Source organism: Aeromonas sp. s12, from assembly GCF_040907925.1.
Lineage (GTDB): Bacteria > Pseudomonadota > Gammaproteobacteria > Enterobacterales > Aeromonadaceae > Aeromonas > Aeromonas veronii.
Genome location: NZ_JBFOCT010000025.1, coordinates 111,558 through 129,241 on the forward strand (window position 1 = coordinate 111,558; position 17,684 = coordinate 129,241).

The 17,684-nt window shown below is 60.1% G+C and carries 16 protein-coding genes; 8 read left to right on the forward strand and 8 right to left on the reverse strand.

Annotation, left to right across the window (positions count from 1 at the left end):
* Positions 1-221 precede the first annotated feature (221 nt).
* The 4 genes from AB5Y67_RS13070 to AB5Y67_RS13085 form a co-directional block, all read right to left on the reverse strand.
* Complete coding sequence (locus AB5Y67_RS13070) at positions 222-608, reverse strand: SirB2 family protein (RefSeq protein ID WP_111900333.1); 387 nt, start codon at positions 606-608, stop codon at positions 222-224.
* Complete coding sequence (locus AB5Y67_RS13075) at positions 605-2,461, reverse strand: monovalent cation:proton antiporter-2 (CPA2) family protein (RefSeq protein ID WP_368207830.1); 1,857 nt, start codon at positions 2,459-2,461, stop codon at positions 605-607. Before AB5Y67_RS13075 ends, AB5Y67_RS13070 begins: the two co-directional genes overlap by 4 nt.
* A 67-nt stretch (positions 2,462-2,528) precedes the next feature.
* A complete protein-coding gene (locus tag AB5Y67_RS13080) occupies positions 2,529-3,125 on the reverse strand; it encodes an NAD(P)H-dependent oxidoreductase (RefSeq protein WP_199428528.1) in 597 nt (198 codons plus the stop codon).
* 101 nt (positions 3,126-3,226) lie between these two features.
* Positions 3,227-4,069: a LysR family transcriptional regulator gene (locus AB5Y67_RS13085; RefSeq protein ID WP_005339957.1), complete on the reverse strand. Its 843-nt coding sequence runs from the start codon at positions 4,067-4,069 to the stop codon at positions 3,227-3,229.
* Positions 4,070-4,211: 142 nt separating this feature from the next.
* Between AB5Y67_RS13085 and AB5Y67_RS13090 the strand changes: the two genes are divergently transcribed.
* The 6 genes from AB5Y67_RS13090 (at position 4,212) to AB5Y67_RS13115 (ending at position 12,256) form a co-directional block, all read left to right on the forward strand.
* The gene (locus tag AB5Y67_RS13090) at positions 4,212-4,934 is read left to right on the forward strand and encodes an SDR family oxidoreductase (RefSeq protein ID WP_005348556.1); all 723 of its coding nucleotides are present in this window, start codon (positions 4,212-4,214) and stop codon (positions 4,932-4,934) included.
* 88 nt (positions 4,935-5,022) lie between these two features.
* Positions 5,023-5,346: a hypothetical protein gene (locus AB5Y67_RS13095; RefSeq protein WP_088870321.1), complete on the forward strand. Its 324-nt coding sequence runs from the start codon at positions 5,023-5,025 to the stop codon at positions 5,344-5,346.
* Between the two features lie 46 nt (positions 5,347-5,392).
* Complete coding sequence (locus tag AB5Y67_RS13100; RefSeq protein WP_005339953.1) at positions 5,393-5,824, forward strand: DUF411 domain-containing protein; 432 nt, start codon at positions 5,393-5,395, stop codon at positions 5,822-5,824.
* 234 nt (positions 5,825-6,058) lie between these two features.
* Positions 6,059-8,212 carry a S9 family peptidase gene (locus AB5Y67_RS13105; RefSeq protein WP_190973200.1) on the forward strand — a complete coding sequence of 718 codons (2,154 nt, stop codon included), beginning with the start codon at positions 6,059-6,061 and terminating at the stop codon, positions 8,210-8,212.
* Between the two features lie 413 nt (positions 8,213-8,625).
* On the forward strand, positions 8,626-9,597 hold the full coding sequence (locus AB5Y67_RS13110; protein ID WP_199428526.1) for a TAXI family TRAP transporter solute-binding subunit: 972 nt from the start codon (positions 8,626-8,628) through the stop codon (positions 9,595-9,597).
* A 103-nt stretch (positions 9,598-9,700) separates the two neighbouring features.
* On the forward strand, positions 9,701-12,256 hold the full coding sequence (locus tag AB5Y67_RS13115; RefSeq protein WP_005357644.1) for a TRAP transporter permease: 2,556 nt from the start codon (positions 9,701-9,703) through the stop codon (positions 12,254-12,256).
* A gap of 543 nt (positions 12,257-12,799) precedes the next feature.
* On the opposite strand, the gene AB5Y67_RS13120 is transcribed toward AB5Y67_RS13115, so the two are convergent.
* Positions 12,800-14,053: a phosphatidylserine/phosphatidylglycerophosphate/cardiolipin synthase family protein gene (locus AB5Y67_RS13120; protein WP_150390149.1), complete on the reverse strand. Its 1,254-nt coding sequence runs from the start codon at positions 14,051-14,053 to the stop codon at positions 12,800-12,802.
* Between the two features lie 72 nt (positions 14,054-14,125).
* Between AB5Y67_RS13120 and AB5Y67_RS13125 the strand changes: the two genes are divergently transcribed.
* Positions 14,126-14,302, forward strand: coding sequence for a hypothetical protein (locus AB5Y67_RS13125; protein WP_005339947.1), 177 nt, complete (start codon positions 14,126-14,128; stop codon positions 14,300-14,302).
* Here AB5Y67_RS13125 and AB5Y67_RS13130 read toward each other — a convergent pair.
* The 3 genes from AB5Y67_RS13130 to tatA form a co-directional block, all read right to left on the reverse strand.
* Complete coding sequence (locus AB5Y67_RS13130) at positions 14,280-15,701, reverse strand: lytic transglycosylase F (RefSeq protein ID WP_150390148.1); 1,422 nt, start codon at positions 15,699-15,701, stop codon at positions 14,280-14,282. The two genes, AB5Y67_RS13125 and AB5Y67_RS13130, sit on opposite strands and share 23 nt — an antisense overlap.
* Before the next feature lie 229 nt (positions 15,702-15,930).
* The gene (locus AB5Y67_RS13135; protein ID WP_199416712.1) at positions 15,931-16,233 is read right to left on the reverse strand and encodes a YfcZ/YiiS family protein; all 303 of its coding nucleotides are present in this window, start codon (positions 16,231-16,233) and stop codon (positions 15,931-15,933) included.
* Between the two features lie 16 nt (positions 16,234-16,249).
* Entirely contained in the window at positions 16,250-16,411 is a 162-nt protein-coding gene (gene tatA, locus AB5Y67_RS13140) for a twin-arginine translocase TatA/TatE family subunit (RefSeq protein ID WP_005339944.1), read from the reverse strand.
* Between the two features lie 276 nt (positions 16,412-16,687).
* On the opposite strand from tatA, the gene AB5Y67_RS13145 reads away from it, so the two are divergent.
* Complete coding sequence (locus AB5Y67_RS13145; protein ID WP_005357635.1) at positions 16,688-17,656, forward strand: LysR family transcriptional regulator; 969 nt, start codon at positions 16,688-16,690, stop codon at positions 17,654-17,656.
* Positions 17,657-17,684 lie beyond the last annotated feature (28 nt).

Sequence of the window (17,684 nt, forward strand, 5' to 3'; positions counted from 1 at the left end):
AAGTTTTGCTGCGACAACTGTCGCCATTTTCATACAAAACACATTAACCAATTGATTTTCAAAGACAATGAACTCAAAAAAGGAGCCGCTAGAGGCTAAAATTAGCCAAAAATCCCTCAAATGAAAGTTCTATGTTGCGATTTATTGTTAGCATAAAACTCCGATTAATTAATTCATCGCAGAATATGATTTCAGAGGAGAGCATAGCTCTCCCCTTTTGCTCACATCAGCCACGACCAGGCTGACTTGGTGATGGCCGCACCGACCATGTAGCCAAATACCGCCAGCGCTGCCACACCGGCCACCAGCTTCTGACCGCGGGCCGGGCGCTTGAGCGCCATGACACCCAGACCGATATAGAGTACCAGTGCCATCAGCTTGGCCATCAGCCAGGGTTGTTGACCCGGGCTCAACTGCAAGGCCACCGCCAGCAACACACCAAACAGCAGCAGGAAGGTGTCGTTGATATGCGGCAGGATCTTCAGCCACTTCTGCTGCAACCGATCGCTGCCGGCCAGCGCCAGACTCCAGCGATAGATAAAGAGCAGCAGACTGACCAGCGCCAGCGTCATATGCAGGTGTTTGAACATGGGATAATAGGCAATCATTTTGCTTCCTTGTCGTCGTCGGGTAGCCCGCTGTTCCAGTTGTGGGCATGGATACGCTCCTGCCCCTCCTCGTCGTCTTGCAACAGATCGGAGAGGATCTCCCGGTATTGCAGGCTCTTGTTGATATAAGTGTGTTCGTCGTCCAGATAGTTGACCTGCTCGCGCAACAGCCAGTTATCGTGCTGCTTGAAGGTCTGCCCCGCCCGCCAGGCCTGGTTGGCCCGAAAACCGAGCTGGGTCAGGGCTTCCACCCCCAGATCGACCGCAGAGCCCAGGGTTTCCCGGTGAACGCTCTCGACCCCGTGGCGCAGGATCTCGTGGGCATGGGGTCGATCCAGCGCTCGCGCCAGGATCTTCAGGTGCGGGAAGTGCTTCTGCACCATCTCGATCACCGCCAGCGAGGTAGCCGGATCGTTGATGGAGAGCACCAGCAGCTTCGCCTTGTGCGCCCCGGCAGCATGGAGCAGGTCGATCCGGCTGGCATCGCCATAGAAGACCTGATAGCCATACTTGCGCAGGGTCTCTATCTGGCTGGCATCCTGCTCGAGGATGGTGGTGCCGATGCCGTGACCATGCAGCAGACGCCCCACGATCTGACCGAAGCGGCCGAAGCCCGCAATGATCACCGGATGCTCCACCAGCTCCGGCTGCTCATGCTGCGGCGCGTCGCTCTGGTTACGGTAATCGAACCAGGGCTGGATCACCCGATCATTGAGGATCAGCAGCAGCAGGGTGAGCGCCATGGAGAGTGCTACTACCAGCGTCAGCAGCGAGATGGTCTCACCGGGCAGCACCCGGTTCTGGGCGGCAAACGAGAAGAGCACGAAGGCAAACTCGCCCCCCTGCGCCAACGCCAGTGCGAAGGTCCAACGCTGGCTCGGCGAGATGCGGATGATGAAGCCGAGTGCCATCAACACCAGCCATTTAAGCACCATCAGGCCAACCACCAGAGTGGGTATCAGGAAAGGGTGTTCGGCAAACAGCCCGAAGTCGATCCCCGCCCCCACCGACATAAAGAACAGGCCGAGCAGCAAGCCCTTGAACGGCTCAATGTCGGCCTCCAGCTCATGGCGATATTCGCTGTCGGCCAGCACCACACCGGCGAGGAAGGAGCCGAGAGCGGGCGAGAGCCCCACCGACTCCATCAGCACCGCGATGGCGATCACCAGCAGCAGGGCGGCGGCGACGAAGATCTCCCGCATATGGGACTGGGCGATGGCACGAAACACCGGCCGCATCAGATAGTGGCCACCCAGCACGATGCCGGAGATGGCCGCGACCACCAGCAGACCATGTTGCCAACCCGCCAACTCGGAGCCACCACTGCTAGCGACCGGCGCCATGGCCAGCAGCGGCAGGATCGCCAGGATCGGAATGACCGCAATATCCTGAAACAGCAGCACCGCAAAGGCGGAGCGACCGCTCTCGCTCTGCATCAGCTTGCGCTCCTGCAGGCTCTGCAGAACGATGGCGGTGGAGGAGAGCGCCAGAATGAGGCCGATGGCCAACCCCTGTTGCAGCGGCAGACCGATCAGGTGCGCCACGCCTGTCAGTGCCGCCGTGGTGAGCAGCACCTGCAGGCCGCCGGTGCCGAGGATCGGCCCCTTCAACTGCCACAAGAGGGCCGGACGCAATTCAAGACCGACCAGAAACAGCATCAGCACCACGCCAAACTCGGCGAAGTGCATCACATCCTTCTGCTCCCCCACCAGCCCCAGCAGGAAGGGGCCTATGATGATCCCCGCCAGCAGGTAGCCGAGCACCGAACCCAGCCCCCAGCGCTTGGCCAGCGGCACCGCGATAACGGCTGCAGAGAGATAGATAAAGGCATCAAACAGGATCCCGTGGCCCATCAGTCAGCCCTCCGTTTGAACGTCTGAGCCGACTCATAAGCACGGCCAACAAGCTGCCCGTGTTTCATCAGAGCACCTCCAGCAAGTCGCGCAGATAAGGGCGCCCGGCCAGTTGCTCCGGGGTCAGCTGATCGTCACGCAGGGCGCAAAGCAGCTGGCGGTAGTCCTGCCCACAGCGGCGCAGGGCGGCGGGATCCTTGATCTTGTGAAAGGAGTGCAGCACGAAAGGGGGCAGCCAGTTCATGCCGCACAAGGTGGCAGCCTGCTGAAATGGCAGCAGAAAATCGAGCAGCGGTCGGCTGTTGTAACCCTCGCTGCAGTAGGACTCCGGCGCCCCGCCAGTGGTGATGGCGCTCAGCCACTGCTTGCCGTTGAGGGCGTGGGCTTCAGGGCCGTAGGCATAGCCATACTCCAGCACCAGATCCATCCACTCCTTCATGATGGCCGGACAGGAGTACCAGTAAAACGGGTGCTGGAAGACGATGATGTCGTGCTCACAGAGCAGCGCCTGCTCCCGCTTCACATCGATAAACATGTCGGGATAGTGCTGATAGAGGTCGTGAACCGTGACCCCCTCCAGCCCCTCAATCGCCTGCAACAGCTGCTTGTTGGCCCGCGAGCTCTGCAGCGCGGGATGGGAAAAAATAACCAGAATGCGTTTCATGACCACATCACCCGAGCAAAGCCTTGCGGTGCAAGGCGAGGTAAACAGAAAAGGGGAGTCTGGGGAGCTGCATCGTAAAGGTGCACCGGAGAGCGACCTTATCAGGAAGCGCCATAGCCTGCCAACTCGGGGATCAGCTCCCGCAGCGCCGGATTGAGGGTCTGGTGAGCGGGATAGCAGAGCCCAATCCGGCGAAACATCCGCGGCCCGCTCACCGGCAGGGTACAGAGACCCGCCTCATCTTCCACCAGCCCGTCCGGCAGAAAACTGATGCCGACCCCCGCCAGCACCAGCGCCATCACCAGCCCCTTGCTCTCGGCCTTGGCCACCAGATTGAGGGTAAGGCGGTCACAGGCCAGCAGGCCGATAGTCTGCTGATGGGCTTCGCAGGGCGGGCACTCAATAAAATCATAATGTTGCAGCTCGGCGAGCTCGATCCTTTCGCGACTGGCAAGGGGATGGTCGACCGGTACACAGAGCACGTAATCCTCCTCCCACAGCGGCAGAAAGATCTCGTCCTCCCGGCGCAAGGCATCCAGCGTCAAGCGGCAGTCGGCGGGTGTAGTGTAGTCGGAAAGGGTGAGATCCAGCTGCGGCAACACGCGCTGTACTTGCTGCAGCAGCCCGGCCACCCGACGGCGACTCAAGTCCGGCATGATGGCGATATTGAGCCTCGCACGCGTCGCTTTCTGGCGAAACAGCTCCGGCAGACGGCGCGCCTCCTCCACCAGCTTGACTGCGTGAGGATAGAGATAGTGGGCCGGATCTTTCGCCACCACCCCTTTCTTGCCCCGGACAAACAGGCTGTCACCGAGCGCCTCTTCCAGCTGGCGCAGCCCCGCCGAGAGGGAGGGCTGGCTGACGTGGCAGCGCTCGGCCGCCGCCGTGATGTTCTTCTCTTCATAGATGGCGATGAAGAAACGCAGCAATCTCAAGTCCAGCATAAACCAACCATAGTTTTTTCAGATGATAACCAGCGGAAAACAATATTTATCACTTATAGATGCAGTGACTATAGTGATTGGGTTCCGTGCTGGCCAGCCACCTGTTTGCTCAAACCGACTCTTGAATCAGAAGGAAAGACCCATGTCCAAATCTCTCGTCGTGATCACCGGTGCCTCCGCCGGGATCGGTGCCGCCATCGCCCGTGCCTTCTCTGCCGCCGGTCATCCGCTGCTACTGCTGGCCCGCCGGGTCGAGCCGATGCAGGCACTGAACCTGCCCGATACCCTCTGCATCGGGGTCGATGTAACCGACACCGCTGCCATGAAGGCCGCCGTCCAGCAGGCAGAAGCCAAATTTGGCCCGGTCGGCTGCATGGTCAACAACGCCGGCGTCATGCTGCTGGGTCAGGCCGATGTGCAGGATCCCGCCGAGTGGCAGCAGATGCTCAACATCAACGTGATGGGGGTACTGAACGGCGTCCACGCAGTGCTGGCAGGTATGAAGGAGCGCCGCAGCGGCACCATCATCAACATCAGCTCCATTGCCGGTCGCAAGACCTTCCCGAACCATGCTGCCTACTGCGCCACCAAGTTCGCCGTGCACGCCCTGACCGAGAACATCCGGGAAGAGGTAGCCGATGTCGGCGTGCGGATGGTGACCATTGCCCCGGGTGCGGTCGAGACCGAGCTGCTCAGCCATACCACTGACGAGAGCATCAAGGCCGGTTACCACGACTGGAAAGATCAGATGGGCGGCGTCATTGCGCCGGAAGTGATCGCCGATGCCGTGCTCTACGCCTGGAACCAGCCTGCCAATGTCTGCGTGCGCGAGATCGTGCTGGCGGCGACCCGTCAGCAACCTTAATCCTGGCTGACTGACACTATGGGGAGGGCTTGACCCTCCCCCGGGGCACAGGGTTACCATGTGCCCCTTGTTTTTTCCGAGTCATTCCATGGTTCTCACCCGTCGCCAACTCGCTCACGCCCGTCGCTGGCTCCCCTTGTGGAGTCTGGTGCTGGTGTTGATGTCGTTTGGCAGCCGGGCCGCAACCGACCTCTGTACCCTGACCACCCACTGCAGCCAGAGCGAGCGTACCCTGGAAAAAGCGATGCCCTGCGGCAGCTTTACCACCGCCCTCTCGATGACGCTGGTAGGCAGCGACAGCCTGACGGTCGCCGTACTGGAACCGGATACCCCCGACTTCGCCTCCCCCTCTCTCTATATGCCGGACGCTCCGTGCGAGCGGCTCGAACGTCCCCCACGCACCCAGATCTGAAACGCATCCCGTATCGGGCATCTTTTCTTTCAATCTGAGGTGAGTGATGTACAAACCCCTGTTACTGGCCATGCTGGCCGGTACCGTCAGCTTTTCGGCTCTCGCGGCCGAGAAGATGACCGTCTACAAATCCAAATATTGTGGCTGCTGCCAAAGCTGGAACGAGCACATGGAGCAGAATGGCTTCGAACTGGAGGTCATCGAAACCGAACAGCTCGGCGCAGTGAAGCAGCAATACGGTATCGCGCCGGAACTGGCCTCTTGCCATACCGGTATCGTAAATGGCTATGTGATCGAGGGGCATGTACCGGCCGCCGATGTACAAAAGCTGCTCAGGGAAAAACCGGCGATCCGTGGCCTGACCATTCCGGGCATGCCCCAGAGTGCGCCGGGCATGGATATTCCGGGCCATCCCTATGAGGTACTGAGTATCAGCAACGAGGGCGCGACCAACCGCTGGTCGAGCTACCCCGGCTGACGAAAACTGGCCATGAGAGGGCACTCCCATATCATGTGAGGCACACCTGAGCGGACTCTTGCCGCTCATGGCCAGAAAGAGGGCCGCTATCACGAGATAGCGGCTTTTTTTGATTACATTTCCTGCAATAACAAGGGATTGCTTGCAACCACCGGCAACAAGGGGCAGATTTAACGCCAATTCATGGAGCCGATGCTCAGGTCTACCAACCCTTTCCAGCGCCAAGGATGCGACATGTTTACCTTTTCCCGAGGAGTTCTGCTGCTAGCCTTTCTGACAGTTCTCCCCCCCACTTATGCCAATGAAGAGCCCGCCATGCTGACAAGCGAACATCCAATCCAGCCGCCCGTGGCCGCCAAACATCCCCGCACTCTGAAAAAACACGGGGATACCCGCATCGACAACTACTACTGGCTGCGTGACGACGAGCGGCAGAAGCCCGAGGTATTGGACTATCTCAAGGCCGAGAACGCCTATACCGAGGCCATGCTCAAGCCGACCCAGCCCCTGCGCGAACAGCTTTACAAAGAGATGGTCGCCCGCATCCCCCAGCAGGATGAGTCGGTACCCTATGTGAAGAACGGCTACCGCTACCAGACCCGCTATGAGCCGGGCAAGGAGTACGGGATCTACTCGCGCACCAAGCTCGGTGAAGAGCAGGCGAGTCTGCTGCTCGACAGCAACCTGCGGGCTGAAGGGCACGAGTTCTATGCCCTCGGCGCCCTTGAGGTGAGCCGCAACAACCGCTGGCTGGCGGTGGCGGAAGATTTCCTCTCCCGCCGTCAGTACCAGATCCAGTTCCTCGATCTGGAGAGCGGCCAGTGGGCCACCGACAAACTGGAAAATACCTCCGGCAATCTGGTGTGGGCCAACGACAACAAGACCGTCTTCTATGTGCGCAAGCACCCGCAGACCCTACTGCCCTATCAGGTCTATCGCCACACGCTCGGGACGGATCCGGCCACGGACAAGCTGGTCTATGAAGAGAAGGATGACTCCTTCTACATCAGCCTCTACGCCACCACCTCGGAAGATTTCATCGTCATCGCCCTCTCCAGCACCACCACCGGCGAAGCTCGGCTGATCGATGCCAACCAGCCGGAGCACGCGCCCCGCCTGTTCCTGCCCCGTCAGGTGGATCACGAATACAGCCTGGATCACTACCGCGGCCGCTTCTATGTGCGCTCCAACAAGGACGGCAAGAACTTCGGCCTCTACGAGACCAAAGAGAGCCCGGTCGATCGCTGGAAGGCGGTGATCGCCCCCAATCCGGATGTGCTGCTGGAGAGCTACGCCCTGTTCAAGGATTGGCTGGTACTGGAAGAGCGCAACAAGGGGCTGACCCGACTGCGCCAGATCAACTGGCAGAGCGGTGACGAGAAGGAGATCGCCTTCGATGATCCCGCCTATGTCACCTGGCTCGCCTACAACCCGGAGCCGGATACCAGTGCCCTGCGCTATGGCTACTCCTCCATGACCACCCCCGCCTCTACCTATGAGCTGGATATGGCGAGCGGCAAGCGCACCCTGCTCAAGCAGCAGCCGGTGGCAGGCTTCAAGGCCGACCAGTACGCCAGCGAGCGGCTCTGGGTGACCGCCCGCGACGGCGTATCGGTGCCGGTGTCGCTGGTCTATCGCAAGGACAAGTTCAAGAAAGAGCAGGCCGATGCGCCCAAGAATCCGTTGCTGGTCTATGGCTACGGCTCCTACGGCGCCAGCATGGATCCCGACTTCAGCAGCTCGCGCCTGAGCCTGCTCGATCGCGGCTTCGTCTACGCCATCGCCCATATCCGGGGTGGTGAAGAGCTGGGCCGTCACTGGTACGAAGATGGCAAACTGCTGAAAAAGCAGAACACCTTCAATGACTTTATCGATGTCACCAAGGCGCTGGTTGAGCAAGGCTACGGTGCCAAAGATCAGGTCTACGCCATGGGCGGCAGCGCCGGTGGTCTGCTGATGGGGGCCGTCATCAATCAGGCGCCCGAACTCTATCGCGGCGTGGTAGCGCAGGTGCCGTTCGTCGATGTGGTCACCACCATGCTGGACGAGTCGATCCCCCTCACCACCGGAGAGTATGACGAGTGGGGCAACCCGAACCAGAAGCGCTACTACGACTACATGAAGAGCTACAGCCCCTACGATCAGGTGAAGGCGCAAGCCTACCCCAACCTGCTGGTCACCACCGGACTGCACGACTCGCAAGTGCAGTATTGGGAGCCCGCCAAGTGGGTCGCCAAGCTGCGCGAACTGAAGACGGATGATAACAAGTTGTTACTGAACACCGACATGGATGCCGGCCACGGCGGCAAGTCGGGCCGCTTCAAAGCCTACGAGGATATCGCGCTGGAATACGCTTTTATCCTGGATCTGGCCACCCCGACCAACTGATCCATTATGACCTCGGCCCTTGTCATTCAAGGGCCGCATAAGAATCCTCTCGTAGTTTTTCCCTCTTCCATTTCCCTCCATATCAAATTAATCTTCGGCAAGAAAATGAATGATCGAGGTCATGTTTCTCAAGATTTAACTCCGCTATTTTGCCATTTCGTTTGATTTATGTTGGGTGAATGTGCTTAATCGGAGTGCTTGCAACTTTTTATTTGGCCCCTCAGGGGCCAATTTATCTTCGACCGACAGGAGGTCGGTAGCCTCACCACAGGATGAGGGTGACTGCCGGAAAGGGGGTGATCAACTCCCCCGCTTTCGCGCAACGAGAAGAGCGGGCAAGCCCGGCGCAGAACGGGACTGCCATCAATTTATCCGGGGATCGGATAAACAAAATCAAAGAAAAGGGAGAAAAAATGAAAGGATTAACTTTGGCATGCGCCCTGTCGGCGGCTCTGGTCGGTGTTTCATTCGGTGGTCCGGTACAAGCGCAGGAGCGCTTCGTGACCATAGGCACCGGCGGTCAGACCGGCGTCTACTATGTCGCTGGCCAGTCCATCTGCCGCTTCCTCAATCGCGGCGCCGCCGATCACCAGATCAAGTGCAACGCCCCGGCCAGTGGCGGTGGTGTTGCCAACGTCAACGGCATCCGCAGCGGTGAATTCAACTTCGGCATCATGCAATCCGACCACCAGTTCAAGGCGATGAAGGGGCTGCCACCGTTCCAGGCCGAAGGGGCCATGGACGATATGCGCGCCGTCTTCTCCCTGCAGAGCGAGGTGTTCACCATCCTGGCTCGCCGCGATGCCAAGATCGCCAGCTTCGACGATCTGAAGGGCAAGCGCGTCAACATCGGCAACCCGGGCTCCGGCCAGCGTGACACCATGGAAGAGATCATGGCGGTCAAAGGCTGGAAGAAGGGTGACTTCGGTCTGGTCTCCGAGCTGAAGCCGGCCGAACAGGCCTCCGCCCTCGGTGACAACAACATCGACGCCATGAGCTACTTCGTCGGTCACCCGAACGGCGCCATTCAGGAAGCTTCCACCACCACAGATGCAGTACTGGTACCTGTGGCCGGCGCCGACATCGACAAGCTGCTGGCCGAGAAGAGCTACTACAGCAAGGCCGAGATCCCGGGCGGCATCTACAAGGGCAGCGACAAGCCGACCCCCTCCATCGGTGGCAAAGCGGTGCTCTCCACCAGCGCCAAAACCGATCCGGAAGTGGTCTATCAGCTGGTCAAGTCGGTGTTCGACAACCTGGATCGCTTCAAGCGCCTGCACCCTGCCTTTGCCGACCTGAAAGAGGCCGACATGATCAAGGTGGGTCTCTCTGCACCGCTGCATGAAGGGGCTGCCCGCTACTACAAAGAGCGCGGCTGGCTCTGATTGAAGGCCCCGGGGCCTTTGTCACTCTCTTCGACACCCGTCTGCCGCCTGATTGCGGGGGCGGGTGTCGCTCTTGTTGTACTCGTTGGCACAAGTTATCCCTATGCAAGATAAACAACTCTCTACCGAGGAACTGATCGCCCAGGATGTGGGCGCTCGCCTGCCGCTGGGCATCATGGGCTGGCTCATCACAGCGCTGGCGCTGGCCTGGTCGCTGTTCCAGCTCTGGATCGCCTCGCCACTCCCCTTCATGGTGGGTTTTGGCGTACTCAATGACACCGAAACCCGCTCCATTCACCTCACCTTTGCCCTGTTGCTCGCTTTTCTGGTGTTCCCAGCATTTCGCTCCTCGCCGCGGGATCGGGTTCCCCTCGGTGATATCGCCCTCGGTCTGATCGCTGCTGGCGCCGCCTCTTACCTGTTCGTAATGTATGAAGCACTGGCGCTGCGTCCCGGCACCCTCACCACCGCCGATCTGGTGACCGCCTGCATCGGCATTCCGCTGCTGCTGGAAGCGGCGCGCCGCGCCCTGGGGCCGGCACTGGCGGTCATCGCTATCGTCTTTCTGATCTACAGCCTGGCGGGCCCCTGGATGCCGGGACTGCTGGCACATCGCGGGGTAGGCTTTACCGCGCTGGCCAACCACCAGTGGATCACCACCGAAGGGGTGTTCGGCATCGCCCTTGGCGTCTCCACCAGCTTCGTGTTTCTGTTCGTGCTGTTCGGCGCCCTGCTGGAGCGGGCCGGTGCCGGTCACTACTTTATCCAGCTCGCCTTCAGCCTGCTCGGTCACCTGCGCGGCGGCCCGGCCAAGGCGGCAGTGGTCGCCTCCGGCCTGACCGGCCTGATCTCCGGCTCGTCGATTGCCAACGTGGTGACCACCGGCACCTTCACCATCCCGATGATGAAGAAGGTGGGCTTCAGTTCAGAGAAAGCGGGGGCGGTCGAAGTGGCCTCCTCGGTCAACGGCCAGATCATGCCGCCAGTGATGGGGGCTGCGGCTTTCCTGATGGTCGAATACGTGGGTATCCCCTATGTGGAGATCATCAAGCACGCCTTCCTGCCTGCCGCCATCTCCTACATAGCGCTGCTCTACATCGTCCATCTGGAGGCCCTGAAACTGGGCATGCAGCCCATCGGCAACCATCAACCCAAACCCTGGCTGCGTCGCCTGACCGGTTTTGCCTTTGGCGCGGCCCTCATCAGCGGCCTGTCGCTGGCGGTCTACTATGGCCTCGGCTGGCTCAAACCTGCACTGGGTGACTACGCCCTGCCGGGGATCTCGGTACTGCTGGCTGCCACCTATGTGGCCCTGTTGAAGATCGCCGCCAGCAATGAACCGCTGCCTGCCGAAGATCCCGACAAGCCGCTCACCGAGCTGCCCAACACCCGCGCCGTGCTGCTCTCCGGCCTGCACTTCCTGCTGCCGGTGGTGGTACTGGTATGGTGCCTGATGGTGGAACGCCTCTCGCCGGGGCTGTCGGCCTTCTGGGGTACCGTGATGCTGGTGATCATCCTGCTGACCCAGCGCCCGCTGCTCAACTGGCTGCGCAAGGACGGCAAGCACGACTACGGCACCGTCGCTGACGGCGTGGTGGATCTGCGGGAAGGGCTGGTCGCCGGTGCCCGCAACATGATCGGTATCGGCATTGCCACTGCCACCGCGGGGATTATCGTGGGTGCGGTCTCCCAGACCGGGGTCGGTCTGGTGCTGGCGGATCTGGTGGAGTTCCTCTCCATGGGTAACCTGCTGCTGATGCTGCTGCTGACCGCTCTGCTGAGCCTGATCCTTGGCATGGGGCTGCCCACCACTGCCAACTACATCGTCGTATCCAGCCTGCTGGCACCGGTGGTAGTGACGCTGGGGCAGCAAAACGGGCTGATCGTGCCGCTTATCGCGGTGCACCTGTTCGTCTTCTACTTCGGCATCATGGCGGATGTGACGCCGCCGGTGGGACTGGCTTCCTTCGCGGCAGCGGCCGTCTCCAAGGGCGATCCCATCAAGACCGGGATCACCGCGTTCTACTACAGCCTGCGTACCGCAGCGCTGCCGTTCCTGTTTATCTTCAACACCGATCTGCTGCTGATCGACGTGGACTTCGCCCACGGCGTGCTGATCTTCATCGTGGCGACCATCGCCATGCTGATCTTCGCCGCCGCCACCCAGGGCTGGTTCCTGGTGAAGAGCCGCTGGTACGAGAGCGTGCTGCTGTTACTGGTCGCCTTTACCCTGTTCCGCCCGGGTTTCTGGATGGACATGGTGCACGACCCCTATCGCGAGACCCCGCCTGCCCAGCTGGCCCAAACCATGGGTGAAGTGGAGGCGGAGAGCACCCTGCGGCTGCGGATCCTCGGTGAAGATGCAGTGGGCAAGCCACGCAAGTTCACCCTGCTGGTCGCCGTACCGGATGGAGCAAATGGCGAGGAGCGGCTGGCCAATCTGGGGCTGAGCCTCTATGAGCAGGATGGCAAGACGCTGATCGACAACGTCGCCTTTGGCAGCCCGGCCGCCACCATGGGACTGGAGTTCGATCAGGAGATCCTCACCGTCAAGGCGCCGACCGAGCGCTGGACCAAGGAGTGGATGTGGATCCCGGGCTTCCTGCTGTTCGGGGCGATCGTCTGGCTGCAGCGTCGCCGCAGCGTCAAGGCCGGTTAATCCACCGGGCAGATGAGACAGAGGGCCGCTATTGCGGCCCTCTTTTTATTGCCTTGTTATTGCCTTGTTATTGCCTTGCCCTCTGCGGCTCTTGCGATGAGCAACAATCATGGAAAAAGATAAACGGTGGCGAGCGGCCAAAAAAGTGGGGTGACATGTCCATGTCACCCCCTCGCAAATAGCATGTTCCATATTGGAGTCCGGCCACGCCGGGTCTCTGTTTCACTTTCCGATAGTTCGCGACCCATCTGAAGTGCGCGCCAATTGCAGCAATGCAACCGACCAGCTACCCGTTACAACCTTCATCCACACGGCAGACAAGCCACCGTGTTTGTCCTTGCAACTGAAATATTACGCATAAAAACAAAATAAAAAACGTTTTTATGCTAATTCCATTCACATCAGAGTACAAAAAACAGCCTTATCATCACCACTAAATTGTTATAAAACAGCAAGATAGATTCATGCATGGTTATTCACCCGCAAAGGGTATCAGCAATGGCTTACAAGGCTTTGCGAGATCTCGCACAAAAAATGGCCGCCTCACAGCCAACGGCGCAGGGGCAACCAGTCACTCAGGCGTGCTATCAGTCGCCTTGACCACCCTTCGGGTTTGCGCGGCAATCCACCCGCCTGCTCCTGCCAGCGAGCCAGCCACATTCGCAGCGCCTCGCAGATCAGCGGGCAGTGCAGATGCAGCATCAGTTCGGTATTGAGAAACAGCGAGCGGGGATCGAGGTTGAGGCTGCCAAACAGCGCCCGCTCCTCCCCCAGCAGGATCAGCTTGGCGTGCAGGCTGCCGTGGCCGTGGTCAAACTCGGCAACACGGATCCCGCGCCGCAGCAACCAGCCGAGATAACGTTGGTAGGCGCCATAGACCAGTGGCACATCGGTGCTGGCCAGCGAGTTGGTGAGAATGTCGATGGCGACCCCCTGCTGGCGCAGCCGCGCCAGACGGTGCCGAAACCCGCGAGTAAGGATGAGGTAAGGGGTCACCAACCCCAGCGAGCCGGGATTGTCAGCCAGCTGGCGCCAAAGCTGGCGGGCAGTGGTGGGGCGGGAGATAAGCCCCTTGCCGGGATGGTCGAACCACACCTCGGCCCGCCCTTCATGCCACTGCAGCGGCAAATCGCTCTCGTCAAACAGCGCCGCAGGCAGATCGTAGACCGTCGCCACCGCCGGATCCGTCATGGTGAACAGGAAGTCGTTGACCACCTCTATTTCGGCGGGCAGCAGCTCGCGGCGCAGCAGATGGCGGATGGGATGACTCCAGCGGCTGTGCCAGAACTGCTCGAACCCCTGCTCCATCTGCTGACACAGGCCCCCCTGACAGGCGAGATCGAGATCCACAAAGGGGGCTTGCGGATCCAGACCGAAGTAACGATCGCCTATGTTGCGCCCGCCGATCAGCGCCAGCTTGCCATCCACCAGCAGCAGCTTGTTGTGCATCCGGTGGTTGATGCGGCGAAAGCTGAGCAGTCCCTCCAGCAGCAGTGCCAGCGGGCGCCAGCCACGCAGCCAGAAGGGGTTGAATAGCCGCACCTCGATCCCCGGGTAGTGAGCCACCATCTCCAGAAAGCGGTTGTCACCGGCATAGAGATCATCCACCAGCAGCTGCACCTTGACACCACGCCGGGCAGCGTGGAGCAGCTCGCTCAGCAGCAACTTGCCGCTACTGTCCTCCTCCCAGCTGTAGTACTGCGCCTGGATCCGCTCGCGGGCATGGCGGATCCAGTGGCAGCGCACCTTGAGCGCCAGCAGGGGATCGTCGATCAGGGCAAAGGATCCGGGGATCATGGTGTCATCCTGCTGTCATGGCCGGGTGTCATAACGCTGGCGAGCCTCTCACATACTCAAAAGGAGTTGCTGATGGAACTGCATGATACCCCGATGTTGCGCTATCTGGGCCAGCTCAGCCAGCCAGATCTCATCCCGGCCACCGGCCCCGCCCACTGGTTCCTGCAACACAGGGACGGTGGCTGGCAATTGCCGACCGTGCAGGCGACCTTGCCGGTCAACCGGCTCAGGGCTGAGCCGCTTCGATAGCGGCAGCCTTGCCCTCGATCTGGGGCAGGCTGAAACGATAGGCTACGTAGTACTTGTAGATGGTGCCGACATAGTTGATCGGCCCCTGTCCGACTTCGTTGGCCACCAGCTGATCCACGTTGCCGAACCAGACGTTGGGATCGAGCCCCAGCTTCTCCGCCTTGCCTCGCAGCGCCTGCACCCGGTTTGGCCCGGCGTTGTAGGCGGCGAGGGCAAACAGGTGGCGGTTGAGCCGATCCAGCTTGGGATCATTGAAGTAGGTATCGAGGATCAACCGCATGTAGCGGCAGGCTGCCTCCACATTTCCCTCCAGCGTGGTGAGTCTGGCGCCGTTGATGCCGACCTCCCGCCCTGTGCTGGGCAGCAACTGCATGAGGCCCACGGCCCCCTTGGGCGAGCGTGCCTTGGGATTGAGGCCGGACTCCTTGTAGCCAAGCGCCGCCAGCATCAACCAGTCGAGATCGTATTGATTGGCGTACTTCTCCAGCACCTTGCGAATGGTCGCGAGGCGCCCCATAGGATCCGGCGCCAGGATATTGCTCATCTGATCGCTGCGAACCAGCAGCCGGCGCAGGGTCATGTCGCTGTAAAGGCTGTTGCGGCTGACACTCGCCAGATAGCCATTGACCGCCTTGAGCAGCTCGGGGCTGTTCTTGCGCAGCGCCCAGGCACTGGTGCCGTTGTTGCGCAGGGGGATCAACTTGTGAGCCTTGAGGCCGGAGATCATGCCACCCAGCCAGATCCGTCCCTTGTAGCTGTCGGTCACCGTCAGGGGAATAATGCCAGCGGCCACCATCTCCAGCAGATCGCCATCCTGCAGGTATTCGGGCACCGTTTCGATATAGACAGGGGGCAGCCCCAGCTCGCGAAACAACCAGTTGAGCTGGCGCAGACTCTCGTAGTAGCTGGAGCTGGCGCGCACCCAGACCCGCCTGCCGGAAAGCTGGGTAATACGGCTGAAGGCGGGTAGGCTCTGCTGGCTCACCACCCACTCCTCTATGGATGAAATGAGCGGCCGGGAGAAGGCCACCTGTTCACGCCGGGTCGGGGTCACCGTCATGGTCGCCGCCACCAGATCGCCACGCCCCTCGGTCAGATAGTCCAGCAGCTTGTCCTGCCGCACCGGGATGTAGACCACCTTGAGTTTGACCTTCTCTTTGGCGAGATAGGTCTTGTTCAGCCAGCGCTCGAACCCTTGCAGCTGGTTGACCAGAATGCCGTACTGGGCGCCGCGATCGAGAAAATAGAAGCCGCGCTCATAGACCACCAGAGCCCTGAGTTCGCGCTTTTGCAGAATGCTTTCAAGGTCCCCGGGTTGGGGCAGACGCTGTGGCTTGAGTTCAGCCGCCAGCAGGGGAAAACAGCAGAGGGCCAGCAGAGCCCAGATCCAGCGTCGCATCACGATGGCTGCCCCTGTGCTGAAGTCACAACTGCAGCCTGTTGGCAGCACCGATCACGATAGAGGGTGGGATTGGGAGCAGAGATCCATCGCTGCGTCATGATGTTTACGCCTTCTGTTGGCCGACTCGCGCCGGGCAAAAACGTCTGTGGGATAGAGTAACTATAGAACGCCGACCCACAGCAGAAGGGTCAACACGGCAGGCAAACCTGCCGCGTTATCAGACAACTCAGATAGAGCGGGCCCGCATTTCGAAAATCAGTTTTTCAGCAGTGCAGGTGAATTTCAGGCGGGCTTTCAGGATCACGCCGTTGGCGCCCTGGGTCAGTTCGCTGCTCACTTGAGCTTCGGCAGTGACCTGTTTGGCCAGTGCTTCATAGGCAGCCAGCTTGGCGCGGGCATCCGCCTCGGCAGCGGCTTCAATAACCAGATCCATCACATCGTCGCCTTCGCCGATGATGGTGCCGATCTCGGCAAAACAGCCGCAGCTGTCACAGGTTTCGTTCAGTTCAACTTTCTCGTCTACAGACATTTTCTACTCCTACTGCTTATTTCGGATGATTTGCGTCGTCACGCATCGCCTTGCGAAAATCTTTGATGGCGGTACCCAGATCCTCACCTGCACTGGCAAGACGCTTGCTGCCGAAGACCAGCACAACGACCAGCAAGAGGATCAACATATGCCAGATATGAATTCCACCGAGTCCCATAGGGATACTCCCTCACAAAGAGATATCTGTTACTTGTATCAAAATAGAGCGCAGGGATTGTTGGGCAAAATCAAGGCAGGTGCAAGTGAGCAAATAAATCATAGCCAAAAAATAGGGCGACCCTGAGGTCGCCATATTGATTGTGCTACATGTCCCCTCAACCGCTACATCCTGTACCAGTGGTTCATGCGAACCTGAGACCATTCGAGGATAAGATCGCCAAGATATGAAAACAAATGGTATAAATTCATCTTAGAATTGAAGAGGATTCATATCATGCTGCTGGAACAACTGGGTCGCATCGACCTCAATTTGCTGATTATCCTGCAGGTGCTGCTGGAGGAGCGCAACGGCAGCAAGGCCGCACGCCGCCTTCATCTGAGCCAGTCCGCCGTCAGCAAAGCCCTCGGCCGTCTGCGCGATACCTTCAATGATCCCCTCTTCATCCGCTCTGCCTACGGGCTGGAACCCACCGGCCGCGCCCTTGCGCTGCAACAGCAGTTGCAACCCATCCTGCTGTCGCTGGATAACCTGATCCAGCCGCCCGAGTTCGACCCCGCCAGCTCGGAGCGAGAGTTCGTCATCGCCAGCATGGACAGCGCCTTTACCCTGTTTGCCCCGCTCTACCTGAGCGAGCTGAAGCGGCAGGCACCAAGGATCCGCTTGCGTTACGAGGAGTGGACCGAAAACAGTCTGACCGAGATGAGTCAGGGACAGGTGGACATCGCCTTCGCGGTGCGGGAGAACTGCATCAGCTCCGATTATCGGCTCGATACCCTGCCCGACAGCATCTGTCAGCGAGTGCTGGCGGTCGATGATCTCACCTGTCTGGTACAGCAGCACCACCCCGCGCTGCGAGAGCCCAACTGGAATCTGGAGCACTACCTCAGTTATCCCCATGTGCAGACTTACTGCGAGGGACGGGACCGCTGGATGCTGGATCACAAGCTGGCAGAGCAGGATCTCTACCGGCGTATCGAGGCAACCGTGCCCTCCTTCGAGGCGGCGCTGCGGATGGGAATGCACTCCGACATGATAGTCACCCTCTCCAGGCTCTATGCCCGCCACGCTACCCAGGTCTATCCGCTGTTGCAGCTGCCGCTGCCCATCGGGTTGGACAGCATCTCCCATCTGCTCATCTGGCATCAGCGTCACAGCGAGGATCCGGGCCACCGCTGGCTGCGGGAATTGCTGCTCTCCCTCATCATGAGCAAACTGGAACCCGCTGCGACCACTCACGGGTGACGGCACGCCTTCTCGGCGGCAAAAAAAA